This window comes from Kosmotoga arenicorallina S304, assembly GCF_001636545.1.
GTDB lineage: Bacteria > Thermotogota > Thermotogae > Petrotogales > Kosmotogaceae > Kosmotoga_B > Kosmotoga_B arenicorallina.
On sequence record NZ_JFHK01000017.1, the window covers coordinates 1 to 17,620 of the forward strand.

Genomic DNA, 17,620 nt, shown 5'->3' on the forward strand with positions numbered 1-17,620 from the left:
AACATTGTCCTTGTAGATGGAGCCATTATGTGCAGCAGGATATTTGCAAAGGTTGTCAATTCTGCTTCGACTATAATCGGCAGGCTGAGAACCAATCTCAAGGTTGTGATTGACGGAAAAAGCTTCTTGCTTTCAAAGCTCAAGAAAAAAACTAAGGGAGTCACATCATTTATTGCGAGAGTTCCGAGCTACCAGGCAAAGGTAAAGATAATCATTGACAACAGTGCTGACGAAACGAGAATCATTCTTTGCAGCGACACGAGCATGACAGAGTATGAGATACTCAATCATTACAGCAAAAGAGAGACTGTGGAGGAATACTTCAAGCAGGCAAAAGGTCTATTGGGGCTGAAAACACAGGTTTACTCACAGCGTTCCACTGAAAAACACACGGAGCTTGTAGCTCTCTACTTCACAGCCATGATGATAGCGAGATACTATTTGAATGTCAAAGACCGGATGGGATTTAGAGAATTCATTGAACGGCAGGTGGAGCAATATCATCTGGAAAAAGCTTTATTTTCCCTATTTGCTTTATTTTTTTGTGATCCCGAATCGTTCTTTTGTTTTCTCTCTGGGTTTATTTAGCTAAGTGCATAGTTTGGGTAACTGCAGTGTGTGATCAAATAAATTAACATCTGAGCTATAGGAAATCGATCCATAAATACTAGTTAGCCATTCAAAATGCCACAACTACTCTAGTCGTATGCTAAAATCTGATTATGGTCAATAAGAGCAATAATTTTATGACAAATGGAAGTATCGCTCAATCAATTGCGGCAGGAACAATAGTAATTACGCTTCTCGCTTTACTTTCTAAATCTCTTGGTTTTATAAGGGAGATTATCATAGCCAATTTATTCGGCACCTCGTGGAGACTTGATGCAGTATTCATTGCTTTGACTCCTGTTACAACGACCATCGGCATTGCTACTGGGGGAATTATTGCCATTTTCTTTCCTATATACCACGGGCTCAAACTGAAGGATCCTGAGAGGGCAAAAATCTACGCCGGGAGTTTGTTGAAACTCTATTCCATCATTTTTCTCTCTCTTGGGGCTGTTTTCTTGATTTTTCCAGAAATTATAATTAAGTTATTTGCACCTGGCTTTTCGGACGAGGTTTTGGATTACGCAGCTCGAAAACTCATGTATCTCTCCGTTTTACCTTTGATTAACGGCTCGCAGGCGCTTTTAGGTGCTCTTTTAAGGGCAGAGAGATATTTCTTTCAATATGGTATTGCGCAGTTGATTTTTAACTTCGTCGCTATTCCGGTTATTTATTTTGGCGCACCGTATTTATCTGAGGCTTCATATGTACTCGCAATGATTTTGGGGAATTTTCTCGTTGTTCTGCTTTATTTAAGATATGCGAGAAAATTCGCTTCATTCAAGGGCGATTTTATTCTTCCTGAGACTGCTCAAACTTTTAAATACGCCTTTCCCTTTATGCTTTCGGCAAGCCTTTCAACAATAAATATAGTTGTAGATAAGATGTTCGTTTCAACGCTTCCTGCGGGCAGAGTATCGTCCTTGCAATACTCAACGACACTTTTGGGAATTATCTCAACCATAGTAACGATTTTCACCATGACAAGTTACACCGAGCTTTCAGAAAAAGTAGCTGCTATGGATATAAAAGGCGCTCAGGAAAGAATGCGCAAAACAGTTACCAGCTCTTTGAATATTGCTATACCACTTACGGCGTGGATTGTGGTGATGGCTGAGTATTTGATCAGGATCGTTTTTCAACGGGGGGCATTTTCAGCAGAATCTACGATGCTTGTTAGCGCCGCTCTTTTGGGTTATAGTGCGTTGCTCATATTAAGGCCAATATCCACAGTAAGTTCGAATTTTTTAACGTCCACCAAGAAGGTAAAATGGGTTTTTTATGTGGTTCCAATTTCAATTACCGCCAACGCTTTTTTTGATTGGGTTCTAATAAAGCCTTTTTCACACGCAGGAGTTGCAGCGAGTACTTCTCTCGTTCTGCTTATTAGCACCATCATCAGAATACACATCGTGAAGCACTATGGCGTAGTTTTCTTGCCAATAAGCAGAATCTTCAAGCAAATAGTTATAGTTTCAGCTGTTGCAGTTGCTGTCTTTTTTTCAAGGAATATCCTTGGTTCATTTACCTGGATTATTTTGGGCAACGCCGCATTTATTATTCTCTTTGTAGTAATGGCTTTTGATGAGCTGAAAACTTCTTATTCCAAAATAAAGGCTTTTTTCAGAAAAAAACTAAAATAACCTTATGATTTTGCTTAAATAAATGGAATCCTTTGGAACTATGGTAACTTTTGTTCCCGCTACTATTCCTTGTAGAACATATGAAGTGATTCGGTAATATTTTTCGCCAGCTTGTAACTCGTGATGAAGGTCAGCAGAGGTTGTTGTGGCATCTGGAAGAATTTCTTCTAAGAGTTCAGCATCTACATCAAGAGCATTATATACGGCATTTACCATTATTTCCCCACTGGGTTTTGTTACCAGATAAAGTTTGTAGTTGTCGCCAATATTCTTTCCATAGTAAGACAAATTCGAAACTTCTGAAAGATGATCGAGCCCTTCAAGATACAATTTACTTTCGACAGAATTTGCAATAATCTTAAGATTTTGAGAGATTTGCGTAGCTTTTGCCTTTCTGATGGCATTCATCGCAAAAATGGTTACTGAAGAAATGAGCGCAGCAAGTACTGTGAGAACAATCAGAAGTTCTACAAGAGAAAAACCTTTCTTCACCTCTATCCCTCCTAAAATGGTAATCAGGGAAATTATAGCAAAAATAAAAGCCTCCCCGAAGGGAGGCTTTTTGCATTATCAGATCAATATACTGTGAAATCAAAATTATAGTATGTCAAAGTTTCTCCATCTAAAGAAGAAGGCCAACTTGAACCTGTAACGGATGTTTCGGAGCCGATAAGAGCAGCAGAGTACGTAGCTTGTGCAACACCACTGAGAATACCTTGCACTATGGTAAGATTAACATCTTCCAAGGATACCACCGTTGCTTCCACTGTTCCACTGGATACATCATAGTATACTGCATATTTAGCTGAATCAATGTCTCTCCCCAGGTCTGTAAGAGTTAAGGCACTTCCTGATGAATTCTTTACGTAGTTATTAGACTCATCAATACCATTTACATAAGCGGCATTTTCTAAAGCACTCGCTAATGTTTTCAAATTTTGTGCAACTTGAGTGGCTTTTGCTTTTCTTATAGCATTAAGAGCCACTGGAGTAATTGTTGCGATAAGGGCTGCCATAACAGCCAAAACGATCAAAAGCTCAACTAATGAAAATCCTTCTTTTCTCCTCATAACTCCATACCTCCCTTTATTAATATCGAATCTGATTCTTTATATACAAACCTGTGCCAAATGCATTAGCCCCCATAGAAGGGGGCAGAGATATGGAGTCACAAAATCAATAAACGTTAAACTCAATGGTATAGAAAACAGTTCCTGTCAATTCTCCAGAAGTTGGCGTGTAACCCGGTTTTGTGCTAGTGGCTTCTTTGAGAACATTGCTAACTTGATCGACATTAACGTCGTCGCCCTTATAACAAATAGTAACAGTATAATTGCCACTACTTTCTGCATACGCTATACTGTATTTACTTGCATTTACATCTCTAGCCAGGACAGATACATCTGTTGTAACTTCACTAGTGCCATCAACATACAGCTTATTTTCAAAGGCGCTTGCAAGGGTTTTTAGATTTTGGGCGACCTGAGTAGCTTTTGCTTTTCTAATGGCATTCAATGCCACGGGCGTGATTGTTGCGATGAGTGCAGCCATTACTGCCAAAACTATTAGTAGTTCAACAAGTGAAAAACCCTTTTTTCTCATCCTAATCCCTCCTGATAAATGGTTGATCTATATATTGCATTGTCATGCCAATTAACAATAAAGTAAATTAATACTTTGAATATGATACTAAAAAAATAACAATGTAACACATAGAAATATTTATAAGCAAGATAAGTAACATAATCGTGATTCATAAATATTTACTAGATAGCTTGCATTGCGGAAATTAAGTTCCATTAAATTTGAATATCAGGAAATGCGTTTCCATTTTTGCGAAGTGCAAAAAAGCAAGAGATTCAAATTTGCTTGAAGTGAGTAAACAGAAGAAGCAATCAATCTTTTCTTTAGGAAATCCATTTTCAAAAAGCTAATCATGATCTTTAGTTAGAACGGGGGCAAAGGGAAAATCGACTTCAATTTCTTTAAAAACTTCGCCGGTTATTGTTGCAGGATTTCCCGCGAGGACATCTCCACCATTATAACCATAATAGCCAAAGAAGTCTCCGGTCGAAATTTCTCCATCATGGTCAAAGTCTTGCCAGACTTGAAGATAAAAGGGAACCGGGGGAACCTCAAGAGAATACTCTCCATTGCTATCTGCAATACAACTGGCAAGGGGCTTGTTAGAATATGGGTCAACAGCTTCGATGATAAATGGTTCAGAATCAATGTTATGCTCAGCATATTTAAGTGCAGCATCTATCTGAAGAAGGCCTGCCCCATAGTAGATATCATAACCAGGGGTCCCGAGATCAGAGGCAGAGGCTGTTAAAGCTTCTCTGAGCTCTTCAGTTCCTGTAAATCCAGCACTTATTAATAACGCCGCAGCTGCTGAAACTTGCGGTGCTGCCATCGAGGTTCCTGCTAAATATGCGTAACTATCTGTGGCATAAGTGCTTAATATACCTCCAATAACATCTCCTCCTGGCGCTAAAAGATCTAAGTTGCTCCCATAATTCGAATACCAGGCTTTATCATCATGAATATCAGTAGCACCAACTGCTATCGTTTGAGGATAAGCCGCTGGAAATAGAAGAGTATCAGTAGCGTCATTTCCCGAGGAAGCTACAACTATTACATCGTTTTCATAAGCAAATTCTATTGCATCCTTTACAAGCTCATCGTCAGGACCGCCAAGGCTTAAATTTATCACTTTTGCGCCATGTTCAACAGCGTATACAATACCGCTTGCGATGCTGTATCCATCACCTTCAAAAGCGCTTAGAGCCCTTATTGGCAGAAGTTTTATTCCATTTTCCCCTCCCCAGCAAACCCCGGCAATTCCCTCTGAATTGTCAGTAAGAGCTGAGATAATGCCAGAAACGTGAGTTCCATGGTAATAAGAAAGGCTATCCGGATCAGTTGGATCAGAGTCATTGTCTATGAAGTCGTAGCCTATATCAAGAAAGACACCGTTCAAGTCAACATGATCCGCTCTCACGCCGGAATCCACTACCGCAACTGTAACGAGGGGAGAACCGGTGATGATATCCCAGGCACCTGGTGCTCCAATTCTGCTTATATTCCATTGGTCATCAATTCGAGGATCGTTGGGCGTTTTGAGCAATCTGAAATTCTCGTTTTCCTTTACAGTCTCAACCCCCGGTATACCGTTCAATTGCTGAGGTCCTTCCGCAATTACCAGCAAATACTTCGATTTGCTGGGAATAGAGAGGCTCGCGACAAGCTTGGCTCCCAGGGGTAGTTTTTCAACAATTTCATTCATAGAAACATCTTTGTTGATTTTTATAATATATTCATTTCCGGAAACTATTTCACTAAATTCCTGGACAGAAAAAAAGCGGGAGATGGCAGCATCTCCTTTGTACAGCTCTATTTTGCCGTATACTTTTACCCTGCTATTTGAGCGCGGAAAGCACCCAGCAAGATAAACGGCCAATACGAATATAAATAAAAATATAGATAGCTTCGATGCTTTTTTAATCTTAGCCCACTCCCTTCACACCAAGAATATTTTAGCATGCAAGGAACAGGCATAAAAAAGAATTCTCCTGAAATTCTCAATTATCAATCAGTTCAATATCTCGACAAGCTCAATTTCGAAAATCAGGTTTTTTCCTGCCAGGGGGTGATTTGCATCAAGCGTTATATCCTTTTCAGAGATTGCCGTTATGGTCACATTGATCCTTTTCCCATCACCGGTCACCATCTGTAGTCTCTGGCCGATTTCAGGATTAAGATCTTCCGGGAGGTCTTCTCTGCTAAAACTGAAAACAAGCTCATCCATATGCGGTCCATAGGCTTCTTCAAAGGGGATGTTGACAGTTTTCTTTTCTCCAACCTTCATACCTACAATTGCTTCATCAAAGCCTTTTATGACTTGCCCGTTACCTACGGTGAATTCAAGCGGATTTCGATTAACTGAAGTGTCAAATACTTCGCCAGTTTCAAATTTCCCTGTGTAATGCACCCTTACGGTATTTCCCTTCTTTGCTGCGCCCATTTTTTCCCCTCCTTAGTTTGGACAGTCCTTTATTACCAGTATACTACGAATATGAGGAATGGTTTTGCATGTAGTAATGTGTCACAGTCCTTTATTTTAATTCGATTTTAATGTTAAAGCATTATAATGAAATGGGAACATTTTTAGAGGAGGTGGGCATATGAAAAGAAGACTCACTGTTGTGATTTTCGCTCTTTTGGTGGGTGTGATGTTTGCTTTTGGTCCTGAACTGCGTTTCGGAAGCCTTGAAATGGAGAACTCAAACTATTTCATTTACATGTTCCATTATCCTATAACTGATGTCATTCCAGGCGTAGATTTGGATTTTGGGTTTAACATGTATCAGACTGAAATCGGTGGGACTATGTATTTTGGAAAGCCAAATCCTGACACTCCAGATTCAACTAATTTCATCAATGGAATATCGATTTATGGAATCAGGGTTCACAACAAGCTGTTCGATGTCAGATATGGGATGATGACTTATTATTCAAAAGGCATTGGCTTGCTCCTGGACGCTTACAGAAAACCGAATTCCTGGGCTTTCGATGGAAAAGTGACATTGTTCCAACCCGGTTTGAGTTTCCATATCCCCTTTGAAATTACTTCATTAAACCCCTTTAGCACTCTTAATACTTCCTCGCTCTGGTTTGGGGGTGCGTTCTTGAAACTGCCTTTGAACATGCTTTTTGATGCAACATTCCTTTGGGAAAGTAACAGCGAGTTGACTGCTATTCCAGGTATTCCCGCATATGGTTCAACATTGTCCCTCAGCTTGCCTATTATAAATTGGAAGCTCATAAGGATAATCCCCTCTGCCGAAGCTGCCCTTCTTGCTACTTCAAGCTTTGATACAATTGGCTTTGGCGCAGGTGTAGGTGGACGTTTCTCTATCCTTGACCTCCTTTGGGTAAAAGGTGGCCTTGTTTATTACTCGGAAAATTTCATACCCGGCTACTATGACGGAGATTATGAATACAAGAAGATGAAAACTCTTGAAGGTGACCCGGATATTCAGCTATCGCCCATAACTGAGGCAACCCAATCATCCATGGGCTGGTTTATTAAAGCAAATATCAACATTGGAAATATGCTAGTGTTGAGGGGTGCTCTCAGCAGCTACAATACAATACCCACTTCACCGATATTGAGAGGCTATTTGAGAGTAAGGATCCCTGAAATTGACCTTGGAAGATTTGGCGGTGTCCCTGAATTTTATGCCGAAGCCGGTTATTATCAATCAATGTTCCCTGTTAGCACATTGCTTGCAGGTGATTGGGAAGGAGCTCTCTTGAACGAAAACACCAGGTTCATGTTTGGAGCAATTTATCCACTTACGGGTGACATGGCTGCACATTTGACAATAGGATATAATCCTTCGACAAATGATTGGGATTGGGGTATTGAATTCGATTCAAGCTTCAGCCTCTCTCCTGACGGCATGTGGCTTGCTGGAGAATAATAACCGCAGTTATTGAGAAAACAGGTCCCTTAAAGGGACCTGTTTTTTGTAATTACTTTATAATAGCATATCAATTCAGTCCATATAAAGTTCTTATCTGGTCCATGAACAGCAACGTCACATATCCCCCAAGGGAAATAAAAGGGCCAAAAGGTATCATCGTTTTGCGATCAAAATTCTTCTTTTTCACTGCGGCTATTAAAGCGTATGTCAAAAGCGCAAAAATCGAAGAGAAGAGTATTACAAATAGAGAGCCAAATAAACCAACCGCAAGGGAAAGCACAGCTATCAATTCAACATCACCAAAACCAAAAGAATCCTTCCTTACGGCATTTGATACAGCAAAAAACGCTATCATCAGCCCTGTTACTATCCCCGCTTCTATGAGAACTTTTGGGTATTGGTGTGAAAAGAATGAATATAAAGCTGCACCGGTAGCCACCAGAACGATTCCTGTATCGGGAATCATAAAATGCTCAAGATCGATGAAGGAGGAAATTATCAACCCTGATACCAATATACACATAGTAACAGCTTGTTGAAGGGGAAAAAATAGGGCATTGATCGCAAACAAAAACGCGGTAAGCACTTCTACAGCAGGATATCTCAAAGAAATTTTTGCACCGCAATAACGGCATTTTCCTTTCAGAAGTAGATAACTTATCAGAGGAATGTTATCTTTCCAGGTGAGAACATGCTTGCATTCTGGGCATATACTTCTTCTCGGCTTATTAATCGAATATTCTTTTCGTGGTAGTCGATAAATTACCGCATTGAAAAAGCTTCCAAAAACAAGTCCTAATAGGAAGAATATCACAGGCATATTTGATCACCATACTGAGTCCATCTGTCTATTTGACTAATTCACAGACTTTCCTTTCTTCCGGAGTGAGAAATTCTTCAAAGAGTTCCTTCTTTCCGTAATAATACCACACTTTTTCGTCAAGGAATTCTCTCATTATTCTTTGCGCGCTTTCTTTATTCCCCAATTTGATTTCAGGAATCACTAGTAATATTTTCAAGTATTCAAAGCCAGAAGAGTTTTTGATAGCCTTCTCGACAACTTTTTTAACCCGGGCATAATTCCCATTTTTGAACTGGACCCTTGCCCATATTTCAATATCATTTGTATAAATGGGTTCAGCTTCAAGTATTTCTTTCTCAAGTTCCTTTGCTTTTTCGATTTCCTTTTGCTCCTCGTAGAGCTCCATAAGCTGGTATTTTGCGAGCAGGTTGTTCGGATCATTATCAACGAGTTTTTGCAAAATTTCTATCGCTTTTTCGGCCTTGCCAGCAAGGTTGTAAGCGTCTGCGAGCATAAAATAAGTAACTATATGATTTGGAACAAGTTCCAGTTCTTTTTCCCAGCATTGGATAGACTCTTCGTATCTTCCCAGATTAAAGTAAGTTTGTCCAAGTGTTGAATACGCAGAAACCAGTGAGGGATTTTCTTTGAGTGCTATTTTTAACCAATCTATCCCTCTTTCTATTTCACCCTGTTCGATATAAAAAGTGCCTTTCAATTCAGCAACGATGTCTTTGTCCACGCCTTCTTCATATATAATATCGAGATATTTTTGTGCAATATCGTAATGGCCGCGATCTGCATAAGCCATGATCCTGTCGTGAAAACCTTCAAAAGTTCCCTGCTTCATCATCGATAGTCTTATGCCAGCTTCATTTAGGTAATCTTTGAATTCTTCAGGGCCAATTGGGGCATAGAGATTCGGAGTAATGCAGTCGAAGTTTTCGCTTAATTTTCCAATTGTAATCAATGATTTTTCGAGCCCGGTTCCTTTAAGGTCTTCTTTCGCTGCCGATAAATCTCTATCATAAATTAAATCCACAACAGCAATTGCGAAAGGCACCAAAGGATCAATATCGTATATTCTGGTTTTATGAATAATCCTGTAAACTTCCATAAAAATCCCTCCTGCGAATACAGAATGCAAATCTTCCCTCCTTAGATTAAATATACCACACTTAACCAGCAGTCTCTGCTTTCATTTAACAAAGGTATGATGAACTCATAGTGGAATACACACTGTTGTTATTTGTTTTTGCAACTGTTGGCAGTATGTTAAATTTTATTGGAGGTGGTCATATGAACGAGAAAATTATTGGCGTTTTGAAATTTGCACTTGTAAGAGAAAGAGAAGGAATGGAGTTTTACAGAAATAAAAAGAATGACATGAAAACACCAAATGTCAGAGAAGTATTTGAGAGCCTTGAAGAAATGGAAAGAGCTCATGTTAATTACATCATGGAGTTGATAGAGAATATAAGCAGAGGCGATGAAATCAGTCTTGTGTCGATACCTTCTCCAAGCTTTTTCGAAAAAAGGACAAAGGAGGAAGAAAAAGGAATAGCCGTTGACAATATTATGGGAGACCTTTCGGTTTTGAGAACAGCCTATTTAATTGAGAAAGACTTTGCCGACTTTTACAAAGAAGCTGCTAACAAATCCGAAAACGCAGAAATCAGAAAGGCCTTTGAAGATTTGTCTACATGGGAAACAGAACATAAAAACACCTTGCTCATGGTTCACAACGAACTTATGAAAGAGTATTGGGGTGATCAGGGTTTTGCGCCTCTTTACTGATTAAAGAACAGAGGGCTCTCAACGAGCCCTCTTTTTTCTCTTTGAAGACTTTTTTCGGCTTTTTGAATTGGATTTTTTCTCGTCTTCAACTATTATGAAATCAATTTCCATAGTTGTCTTGTCCGCTCTAACTGCTTGAACAACAAGCTCGTCTCCTATGCGAAAAATCCCCTTTCTGCGTTTTCCAATGAGGATATTTGCCTTTTCGTCAAACTCATAATAATCATCAAGGGTAGATATATGCACAAGGCCAGAAATCATTTTTTCGGGAATTTCGACAAAGAGACCAAACTTAGTCACCCCGGTTATTACCGCATTGAAGTGTTCTCCAATGTGGTATCCCATATATTCCACTTTCTTCATATCCAGCAAATCCCACTCTGCTTCATTGGCTATTCTTTCACGCTTCGAGCAATGATCGGCTATTTTCGGAAGGATCTCCTCATATTTTTCGATTTCTTTTTGACTGAACATGTTTTTCCTTATCAGCTTTTTCAATAATCTGTGGACCACAAGATCTGGATATCGCCTTATTGGAGATGTAAAATGAGTGTAAGCCTCTGAAGCGAGTCCGAAATGCCCTACATTTTGCTCAGAGTAAATTGCTCTTTTCATCGAGCGAACAACGACTCTTTCAATTGATGAATGAAGCGGGTGTTCTTTCGTTTTCTCCAGAATTTGCTGAAGTACCTTTGGGTGAATATTTCTGGGCATTTTTATGTTCAACCCGATGGCTTCAAGGTAATTTTTGAGCTGGAATAATGCATCGGAATCAGGTTCCTCATGGATCCTATATACGAAGGGAAGCCCCTGATTGGCAAATATTTCCGCAACTGTTTCGTTTGCCTTTATCATAAATTCTTCAATCATGACTTCGGACTCTCCACGTTCCTGGGGAATTATGTCGATTACGTTGCCTTTTTTGTTGGTGAGTATCTTTACCTCTCTCGAAGAGATATCCATTACCGAGCCTCTTTTCTTTCGCCAGTCTCGCAATATTGCTGCCAATTCCCGTGCCGCAAGCAATTCCTCTTTAACGGGGTTGAGCTTTTCGTGCAATTCAGGATCTTTATCACCCCGCAAGAAGCGATTTACTTCATTGTACGTTAACCTTCTTGCCGAGCGTATAAAACCTTCGCTGATTTTGTAATCCACCAGTTTGCCTGTTGGGGATATTTCCATCTCTAATGAAAGGGTAAGGCGGTCAACACCTTCGCGCAAAGAGCAGATATTATTTGAAAGCTGGAAAGGAAGCATTGGAATTACTGTATCCAGCAAGTAGACAGATGTACCTCTTTCATAGGCTTCATGGTCTAACCTGGAACCTTCTTTCACATAATGAGAAACATCTGCTATATGAACCCCGAGAAGAAAATTCCCGTTTGGAAGTTTTTTTATTCCTATGGCGTCATCGAAATCCTTCGCATCTTCGCCGTCAATAGTGAAGATCGGTTCTTTTGCAAAATCCTTTCTTTTGTTTTTTTCGGCGGAATCTGGTTCATGTGAAACTCTCTTCGCTTCTTTCAGAACATCTTCCGGGAACCAGCCGGGTTCTGGAAGCTCATGCTTGAAAACAATGGATGGTAAATCCACCGCCGGGTCTTCAACTGTACCAAGAACCTTTTCGACTATTCCCTCGGGGTTCTTTCCCCTTGTTGGATAACGGGTGATTCTAATTACCACTTTCTCATCTGGCTTTGCGTTGTTGTAGTTTTCGGGAGGGATATAGAAATCATATTTTATCCTGATGTCATCCGGAATTACGAAAGCGAATAAACCCTTCGTAATAAATGTCCCGACTATTTTTTCACGCTTTCGCTTCAGTATTTTGATCACTTTTCCGCGAGCTATATCACGAAATCTCCCGCCTTTTTCAACGAGAACCTTATCCCCATCAAGGGCAAACCCTGTATCTTCAGCCCCAATATAAATTTGCTCCCCATCCTCAGTAGAAACCATTGCCCCAAGTCCTTTTCTTGAAAACTTGATATATCCGGTTGTTATGTTCTCCCCCGGAACAACATATCTGCCCCGGGAATCCTTTATGATTTTTCCAGACTCTACCAATTCCTTTAGCAGGGAACGCAATATTCTTCTTTTTGTTTTGTCATGGATGTTCATTTTTCTTGCGAGTTCTGTAAGTGTTGAAGGGGTGTATTTTGATGAATAAATTTTTTTCAACAGTTCCTCTATTGTGAGTCTCATTTCGTTCCTCCTTTCAGGTGTAAGTGCTTGTCGTGTTATAATTATAATGTATAAAAGACCAAAAACAGGAGGCATGAACATGAAAATAGGAATCTTAACAGGTGGTGGAGATTGTCCGGGATTAAATGCTGTTATCAGGGGTATTGTCAAATCTTCCCCGGAAGACGTTGAAATTCTTGGTATAATGCACGGCTGGAAAGGGCTCGTGGATCTTGAATACACTGTTTTGACTGATGACGATGTTGAAGGCATCCATATTATTGGAGGTACAATCCTTGGGACTTCAAGAACCAACCCATTCAGGAGCAAGGAGTTAAGCGAAAAATTAGAAGAAAATATAAAAAAGCTCGGAATCGATGCAATCATTGCCATCGGCGGGGACGATACGCTTTCAGTGGCTGCCAAGCTTTCATCGATGGGATATAACGTTATCGGTGTTCCTAAAACAATTGATAATGATGTTTCAAATACAGATTTCACTTTTGGATATCATACCGCAGTGAACGTTGGCGCTGATGCCATTGACAGATTACATTCGACTGCTAAATCTCATGGTAGGGTAATAATCGTTGAGCTCATGGGACGTGATGCTGGCTGGATCACTATTGAGGCTGGTCTTGCAGCTGGTGCGCATTTAATCCTTATTCCCGAATATCCGATGACACTGAATGAAATTGTTGAGTATGTCAAGAGAAGAATGGAGAACAAAGGCTATATGATCATCGCTGTTGCCGAAGGATTCAAGCCTACGGAACTTGAAAATATTGTCGGGGACAAAAGCGAGATAGATGCCTTCGGACATATCAGGTTGGGTGGAATAGCGCACTACATGTCTGAAATCATTAAGGAAAGAACGGGATATGATACACGTTCAGTGGTTCTGGGTCACCTTTTAAGAGGTGGGACGCCTACGGCTTTTGATAGAGTTCTTGGAACAAGATATGGCGTTCATGCGATGAAGCTTGTAATCGACAGAGATTTCGGCAGAATGGTTGCGCTAAGGGGAAACGAAATCGTTTCTATCCCACTCGAATACGCAATTGCAACGAAAAAATTTGTTCCCTTTGATTATTATAAGCTCGCACAGATTTTCTTTGGATAGTGGTTGGTGATGAAAGGAAATTCGCCTTATGTTAGGTGGGCCTGGGAAGTTCTTGAGTCATTCATTATAAAGGGGGTTTATCCTGAAATTCCAGATTTTCTTCCGGAAGAGTTGACAACAAAAAGAGCAGGATGCTTTGTAACGTTGCACAAGAAAAATGGCGACCTTAGAGGTTGTATCGGTACTGTGCTTCCAACGAAAGGGACACTGGCTGAAGAGATCCGTGACAATGCAATTGCTTCCGCAACAAGGGATCCGAGATTTTCGCCTCTCTCAAAAGATGAACTTGACAGCATAATCATTTCTGTTGACATATTGAGCGAACCCGAAGAATGCTCAAAGGAAGACCTTGATCCCAAAAAATATGGGGTTATCGTCGAAAAGGATTGGCGACGTGGCGTACTGCTTCCTGATTTACCGGAAGTCGATACTGTAGAGAAACAGTTAAGAATTGTTTTAATAAAAGCTGGTATTTCTTCCGGTGAGGATTTCAAAATTTTTAGGTTTACGGCTAATAGATATTACTAGCTGATATAGAGGTGATTCAATGAAACCAGCTATTTACTTCAATGAGCTGGAAGATGATGTCTTGCAGTGTACACTTTGCCCTAACAGATGCATAATAAAACCCGGTCATGTGGGTATATGTAAAGCCAGAAAGAATATCAAGGGCATGATGTATTCACTTAACTATGGCGAACTGACATCGATAGCAATGGACCCGATTGAAAAAAAGCCATTGTATCACTATTATCCCGGTTCAGAAATACTTTCAGTTGGTTCCTGGGGTTGTAATTTGCAATGTGACTTTTGCCAGAACTGGGAGATTTCAAAGCAAAGGCCAAAAATAATAAATCGTGTTGTACCGGACCAGCTTATAGAAATAGCAAAAAACCGTAATTCTTTTGGTCTTGCTTTCACTTATAATGAACCATCTGTTTCTTTCGAATTCATACTCGACACTGCAAGGAACGCTATTAGAGAGGGCATCGAAATCGTTCTGGTCACCAACGGATATATTGATGAAGAACCCCTTAATTTGCTGGTGCAATCGGTCAATGCAGTGAATATTGACCTGAAAGGGTGGAATTCAGCCTTTTACAGAAAAATTGGCGGCGAAAAAAAGCACGTATTAAAGACCATCGAAAAAGCTCTCCAGGCCAATGTTCATGTTGAACTCACAACACTGATCATTCCCGGTGAAAATGACTCTGCTGAAGATATGGTCGAAGAAGCCAGATGGATTTCTTCACTCTCGCCTGATGTACCTTTACATATTACCCGTTATTATCCTGCTTACAAGTACGACATACCGCCGACGCCTATTGAAACGCTTTCCAAATTGTGGGAGTTAGCGCGTGAACGGCTTAATTATGTTTATCTCGGTAACATTCCCGATGCAACAGAAAGCAATACATACTGTCCTTCCTGCGGGGCGCTTCTTATTGAAAGAAATGGATACAGCACAGAAATCAAAAACCTGGATGAAGAAGGCAGGTGCTCCAAGTGCGGCAAAGAAATTCCCGTAATCCTTTGAGTAGTTCCACCTTTTTGTACACCATACTCGCTTTGCTCGCAATATCGATTCTAACCTGGTTGTTCATCACAAATGATAAAAAAGAGTACTATACAAAAACCGATTATTTGCTTGGGACATATGTAACGGTGAGGGTTAACAGCGACAAAACCTCCCCGGTTTTGCTTGCAAATGCAGCTTTCAAAGAGATTAAAAGAATTGATGAAAAATACGGAAGCACCAGAGGTATTGTAGAAACGCTCAACTCTTCCAGAGGAAATTGGGTAGAAATCGACCAGGAAACGGCATTTCTATTGAAGAGTGCCCTTGAAGTTTCAAAAAACACAGGTGGTGCCTTTGATCCAACATTATACCCCATAATAAAATTATGGGGTTTTGATGACATAGAAAGCGAAAAACATGTCCCAAGCAGAAATGATATCGAAGAAGCTTTGGCAAAAGTCGGTTATAAAAATATAGAGATATCACCAGAAGGAGACAGAGTCAGACTGTTAAATGGAGCACAAATTGACCTTTCGGGCATTGCCAAAGGCTACGCTGTGGATATGGCAATACTGAAGATCAAATCCATAGATGAAAAGGCTACAGGCTTTATTGACGCCGGCGGTGATATTGGAATAATTGGCCCTAAATTCGGTAGCAGACCATGGGTAATTGGAATCAGACATCCAAGAAGTGAAAATGGAGATAAAGTCATAGACTACGTTTATATGTACGATGGATCAATAGCCACTTCTGGCGATTATGAACGCTTTTTCGAAGTTGATGATGTACGTTATCATCACATATTTGACCCTTCAACAGGGTTTCCAGCAAACAACGGCGTAATAAGCTCAACGGTTATTCACAAGAGCGCAATGCTGGCCGATGCATATGCCACTGCTGCCTTTGTTCTGGGAGATTCACCCGGTGTTACTTTTTTCCCGAGATATGGTGCTCTCGCTTTTCTCGTGAGAGACGACCTCTCAATTTTCAAAAACAAAGGCTTTGAGGTGTACCTGAGTAAATGAAGCTCGTAACCAGAAACGATGTGATTATTATTGCATTGCTCATTGTCACTATTTTATTCATTTCGATTAGAGCACCCTACAGGAGCACAGAAGCAGAAGTTTATGTGAGTGGAAAAGCATATATGAAAATCGATTTGTCAAAAGATGCGACTTATAACATTGAAAATCACATGACCGTTGAAGTTCTTGCTGGAAAGATTAGGGCGAAAGAATCTGACTGTCCTGAGAAGCTTTGCGTAAAACAAGGGTGGATCTCGTCTCCCGGGGTGCCTATTGTGTGTTTGCCCAATAAGATAGTAATAGAGATTATCAGCACGACTTCCGGTGAAACGATGGATGCGATAACCAGATGAACAACAAAGTTGCAAAATTCGCTATTTTGATATCTCTTGGTTCAGCGATATATTTTCTTGAAACTTTAATACCTTTTCCATTACCTGTTCCAGGCGGAAGATGGGGTTTCTCCAATATGGTAATTTTAATTTCACTTCCAGGGGTGCCAATTATAGATTTGTTAACAATATCCGTCGGGAAAAATATTCTCGGAAGCCTTATTTCAGGAAAAATCGCCACACCGGGGTTTTTGATGGGATTGTCTGGCGTGTCAGGTTCTGTGGTCGTGATGTGGTATATGTGGAAAACGGGCATTTTTGGGTTGGCAGGCATAAGCATCATTGGAGCTGCTGTAAATAATCTCGTACAGCTTACCATCGCGGCCTTTTACATAATTGGTGATTTTAGGCTTTTTGAACTTTATCCCTATTTTTTCCTTACAGGAAGTATATCGGCTTTAATCAACGCGTATATTGCCTTTGAAGTGCTCAAAAGGGTGGGGGGTTCTTTATGGCAGAGGAAATAATACTTGCATCTTCATCTCCGCGCAGAAAACAATTAATCAGGTATCTCGGGGTACCTTCCAGGGCGATTCATCCTGAAAATGTAGATGAAACTCTGAGGACATCTAATGTGATTGAGGATTTAAAAAGGGTTGCTCTGGAAAAAGCCAGAAGTATATTGGTAAAAATCGGTAATATAGATAAACGCATTATTGTTGGTGCTGATACGATCGTCATGTTTAAGGGGGAAATTCTTCTCAAACCAAAAAATCCTGATGAAGCTTTCAGCCACCTGAAAAAGCTTTCCGGAGCTGTTCATGAAGTATATACAGGCGTAGGCATAATATCATCAAAGGAAGAATTCTCCTTTGTTGAAGTTACCAGAGTGAAGTTCAGGGTTCTTGATGATAATACTATCAAGAAATACATAGAAACAGGTATTCCCATGGATAAGGCTGGTGCGTATGGGATACAGGATTTTGGAGCGTTATTTGTGGAAAAAATCGAAGGGGATTTTTACAATGTTATGGGACTTCCCATTGGAAGGATCTGGTTTGAATTGAGAGATAGGGGGTACAAATTTTGAA

The 17,620-nt window shown here is 40.2% G+C and carries 18 protein-coding genes and 1 pseudogene; 11 read left to right on the plus strand and 8 right to left on the minus strand.

The genetic code is table 11. From position 1 onward, the window contains the following. Both AT15_RS07270 and AT15_RS07275 read left to right on the plus strand, forming a co-directional pair. A pseudogene (locus tag AT15_RS07270) lies at window positions 1–588 on the plus strand (IS701-like element ISKol8 family transposase); the annotation flags it as partial. Window positions 589–746: 158 nt separating this feature from the next. Further along, the gene (locus tag AT15_RS07275) at window positions 747–2,252 is read left to right on the plus strand and encodes a lipid II flippase MurJ (RefSeq protein WP_068347926.1); all 1,506 of its coding nucleotides are present in this window, start codon (window positions 747–749) and stop codon (window positions 2,250–2,252) included. On the opposite strand, the gene AT15_RS07280 is transcribed toward AT15_RS07275, so the two are convergent. From AT15_RS07280 to AT15_RS07300, 5 genes are all read right to left on the minus strand, one after another. Continuing rightward, window positions 2,244–2,744 (minus strand): type II secretion system protein, encoded by a 501-nt coding sequence (locus AT15_RS07280; RefSeq protein WP_068347927.1) that lies wholly within the window; start codon window positions 2,742–2,744, stop codon window positions 2,244–2,246. The genes AT15_RS07275 and AT15_RS07280 overlap by 9 nt on opposite strands. An 83-nt stretch (window positions 2,745–2,827) precedes the next feature. Beyond that, on the minus strand, window positions 2,828–3,322 hold the full coding sequence (locus AT15_RS07285; protein WP_068347928.1) for a type II secretion system protein: 495 nt from the start codon (window positions 3,320–3,322) through the stop codon (window positions 2,828–2,830). A gap of 106 nt (window positions 3,323–3,428) precedes the next feature. Further along, a complete protein-coding gene (locus AT15_RS07290; RefSeq protein ID WP_068347929.1) occupies window positions 3,429–3,854 on the minus strand; it encodes a type II secretion system protein in 426 nt (141 codons plus the stop codon). A 328-nt stretch (window positions 3,855–4,182) separates the two neighbouring features. Beyond that, window positions 4,183–5,715, minus strand: coding sequence for a S8 family serine peptidase (locus AT15_RS07295; RefSeq protein WP_068347931.1), 1,533 nt, complete (start codon window positions 5,713–5,715; stop codon window positions 4,183–4,185). A 132-nt stretch (window positions 5,716–5,847) separates the two neighbouring features. Next, complete coding sequence (locus tag AT15_RS07300; RefSeq protein WP_068347932.1) at window positions 5,848–6,279, minus strand: FKBP-type peptidyl-prolyl cis-trans isomerase; 432 nt, start codon at window positions 6,277–6,279, stop codon at window positions 5,848–5,850. Window positions 6,280–6,439: 160 nt separating this feature from the next. On the opposite strand from AT15_RS07300, the gene AT15_RS07305 reads away from it, so the two are divergent. After that, window positions 6,440–7,741, plus strand: a complete 1,302-nt coding sequence (locus AT15_RS07305; protein ID WP_068347933.1) for a hypothetical protein — start codon at window positions 6,440–6,442, stop codon at window positions 7,739–7,741. A 70-nt stretch (window positions 7,742–7,811) separates the two neighbouring features. Here the strand turns inward: AT15_RS07305 and AT15_RS07310 are convergent, their stop codons facing one another. Next, complete coding sequence (locus AT15_RS07310) at window positions 7,812–8,564, minus strand: prepilin peptidase (RefSeq protein ID WP_068347934.1); 753 nt, start codon at window positions 8,562–8,564, stop codon at window positions 7,812–7,814. A 28-nt stretch (window positions 8,565–8,592) separates the two neighbouring features. Next, window positions 8,593–9,663: a tetratricopeptide repeat protein gene (locus AT15_RS07315; RefSeq protein WP_068347936.1), complete on the minus strand. Its 1,071-nt coding sequence runs from the start codon at window positions 9,661–9,663 to the stop codon at window positions 8,593–8,595. A gap of 182 nt (window positions 9,664–9,845) precedes the next feature. On the opposite strand from AT15_RS07315, the gene AT15_RS07320 reads away from it, so the two are divergent. Then, window positions 9,846–10,343, plus strand: coding sequence for a ferritin-like domain-containing protein (locus tag AT15_RS07320; RefSeq protein ID WP_068347938.1), 498 nt, complete (start codon window positions 9,846–9,848; stop codon window positions 10,341–10,343). Between the two features lie 18 nt (window positions 10,344–10,361). Here the strand turns inward: AT15_RS07320 and rnr are convergent, their stop codons facing one another. Continuing rightward, window positions 10,362–12,548, minus strand: a complete 2,187-nt coding sequence (gene rnr / locus AT15_RS07325) for a ribonuclease R (protein WP_068347940.1) — start codon at window positions 12,546–12,548, stop codon at window positions 10,362–10,364. Window positions 12,549–12,627: 79 nt separating this feature from the next. Here rnr and AT15_RS07330 point away from each other — a divergent pair, with 79 nt between their 5' ends. Genes AT15_RS07330 through AT15_RS07360 form a run of 7 tightly spaced genes read left to right on the plus strand, consistent with a single transcriptional unit; the run spans window position 12,628 to window position 17,619 of the window. Then, complete coding sequence (locus AT15_RS07330) at window positions 12,628–13,650, plus strand: 6-phosphofructokinase (RefSeq protein WP_068347942.1); 1,023 nt, start codon at window positions 12,628–12,630, stop codon at window positions 13,648–13,650. A gap of 9 nt (window positions 13,651–13,659) precedes the next feature. Continuing rightward, a complete protein-coding gene (amrA, locus tag AT15_RS07335) occupies window positions 13,660–14,178 on the plus strand; it encodes an AmmeMemoRadiSam system protein A (RefSeq protein WP_068347944.1) in 519 nt (172 codons plus the stop codon). Window positions 14,179–14,197: 19 nt separating this feature from the next. Then, window positions 14,198–15,187 (plus strand): AmmeMemoRadiSam system radical SAM enzyme, encoded by a 990-nt coding sequence (gene amrS, locus AT15_RS07340; RefSeq protein WP_068348057.1) that lies wholly within the window; start codon window positions 14,198–14,200, stop codon window positions 15,185–15,187. Next, window positions 15,157–16,197, plus strand: coding sequence for an FAD:protein FMN transferase (locus AT15_RS07345; RefSeq protein WP_068347946.1), 1,041 nt, complete (start codon window positions 15,157–15,159; stop codon window positions 16,195–16,197). The genes amrS and AT15_RS07345 overlap by 31 nt, the downstream gene beginning before the upstream one ends. Further along, window positions 16,194–16,550 (plus strand): NusG domain II-containing protein, encoded by a 357-nt coding sequence (locus AT15_RS07350; RefSeq protein WP_068347948.1) that lies wholly within the window; start codon window positions 16,194–16,196, stop codon window positions 16,548–16,550. The genes AT15_RS07345 and AT15_RS07350 overlap by 4 nt, the downstream gene beginning before the upstream one ends. After that, complete coding sequence (locus tag AT15_RS07355) at window positions 16,547–17,056, plus strand: Gx transporter family protein (RefSeq protein ID WP_068347950.1); 510 nt, start codon at window positions 16,547–16,549, stop codon at window positions 17,054–17,056. Before AT15_RS07350 ends, AT15_RS07355 begins: the two co-directional genes overlap by 4 nt. Beyond that, a complete protein-coding gene (locus AT15_RS07360; RefSeq protein WP_068347951.1) occupies window positions 17,041–17,619 on the plus strand; it encodes a nucleoside triphosphate pyrophosphatase in 579 nt (192 codons plus the stop codon). The genes AT15_RS07355 and AT15_RS07360 overlap by 16 nt, the downstream gene beginning before the upstream one ends. The last annotated feature ends 1 nt before the right edge of the window (window position 17,620 follow it).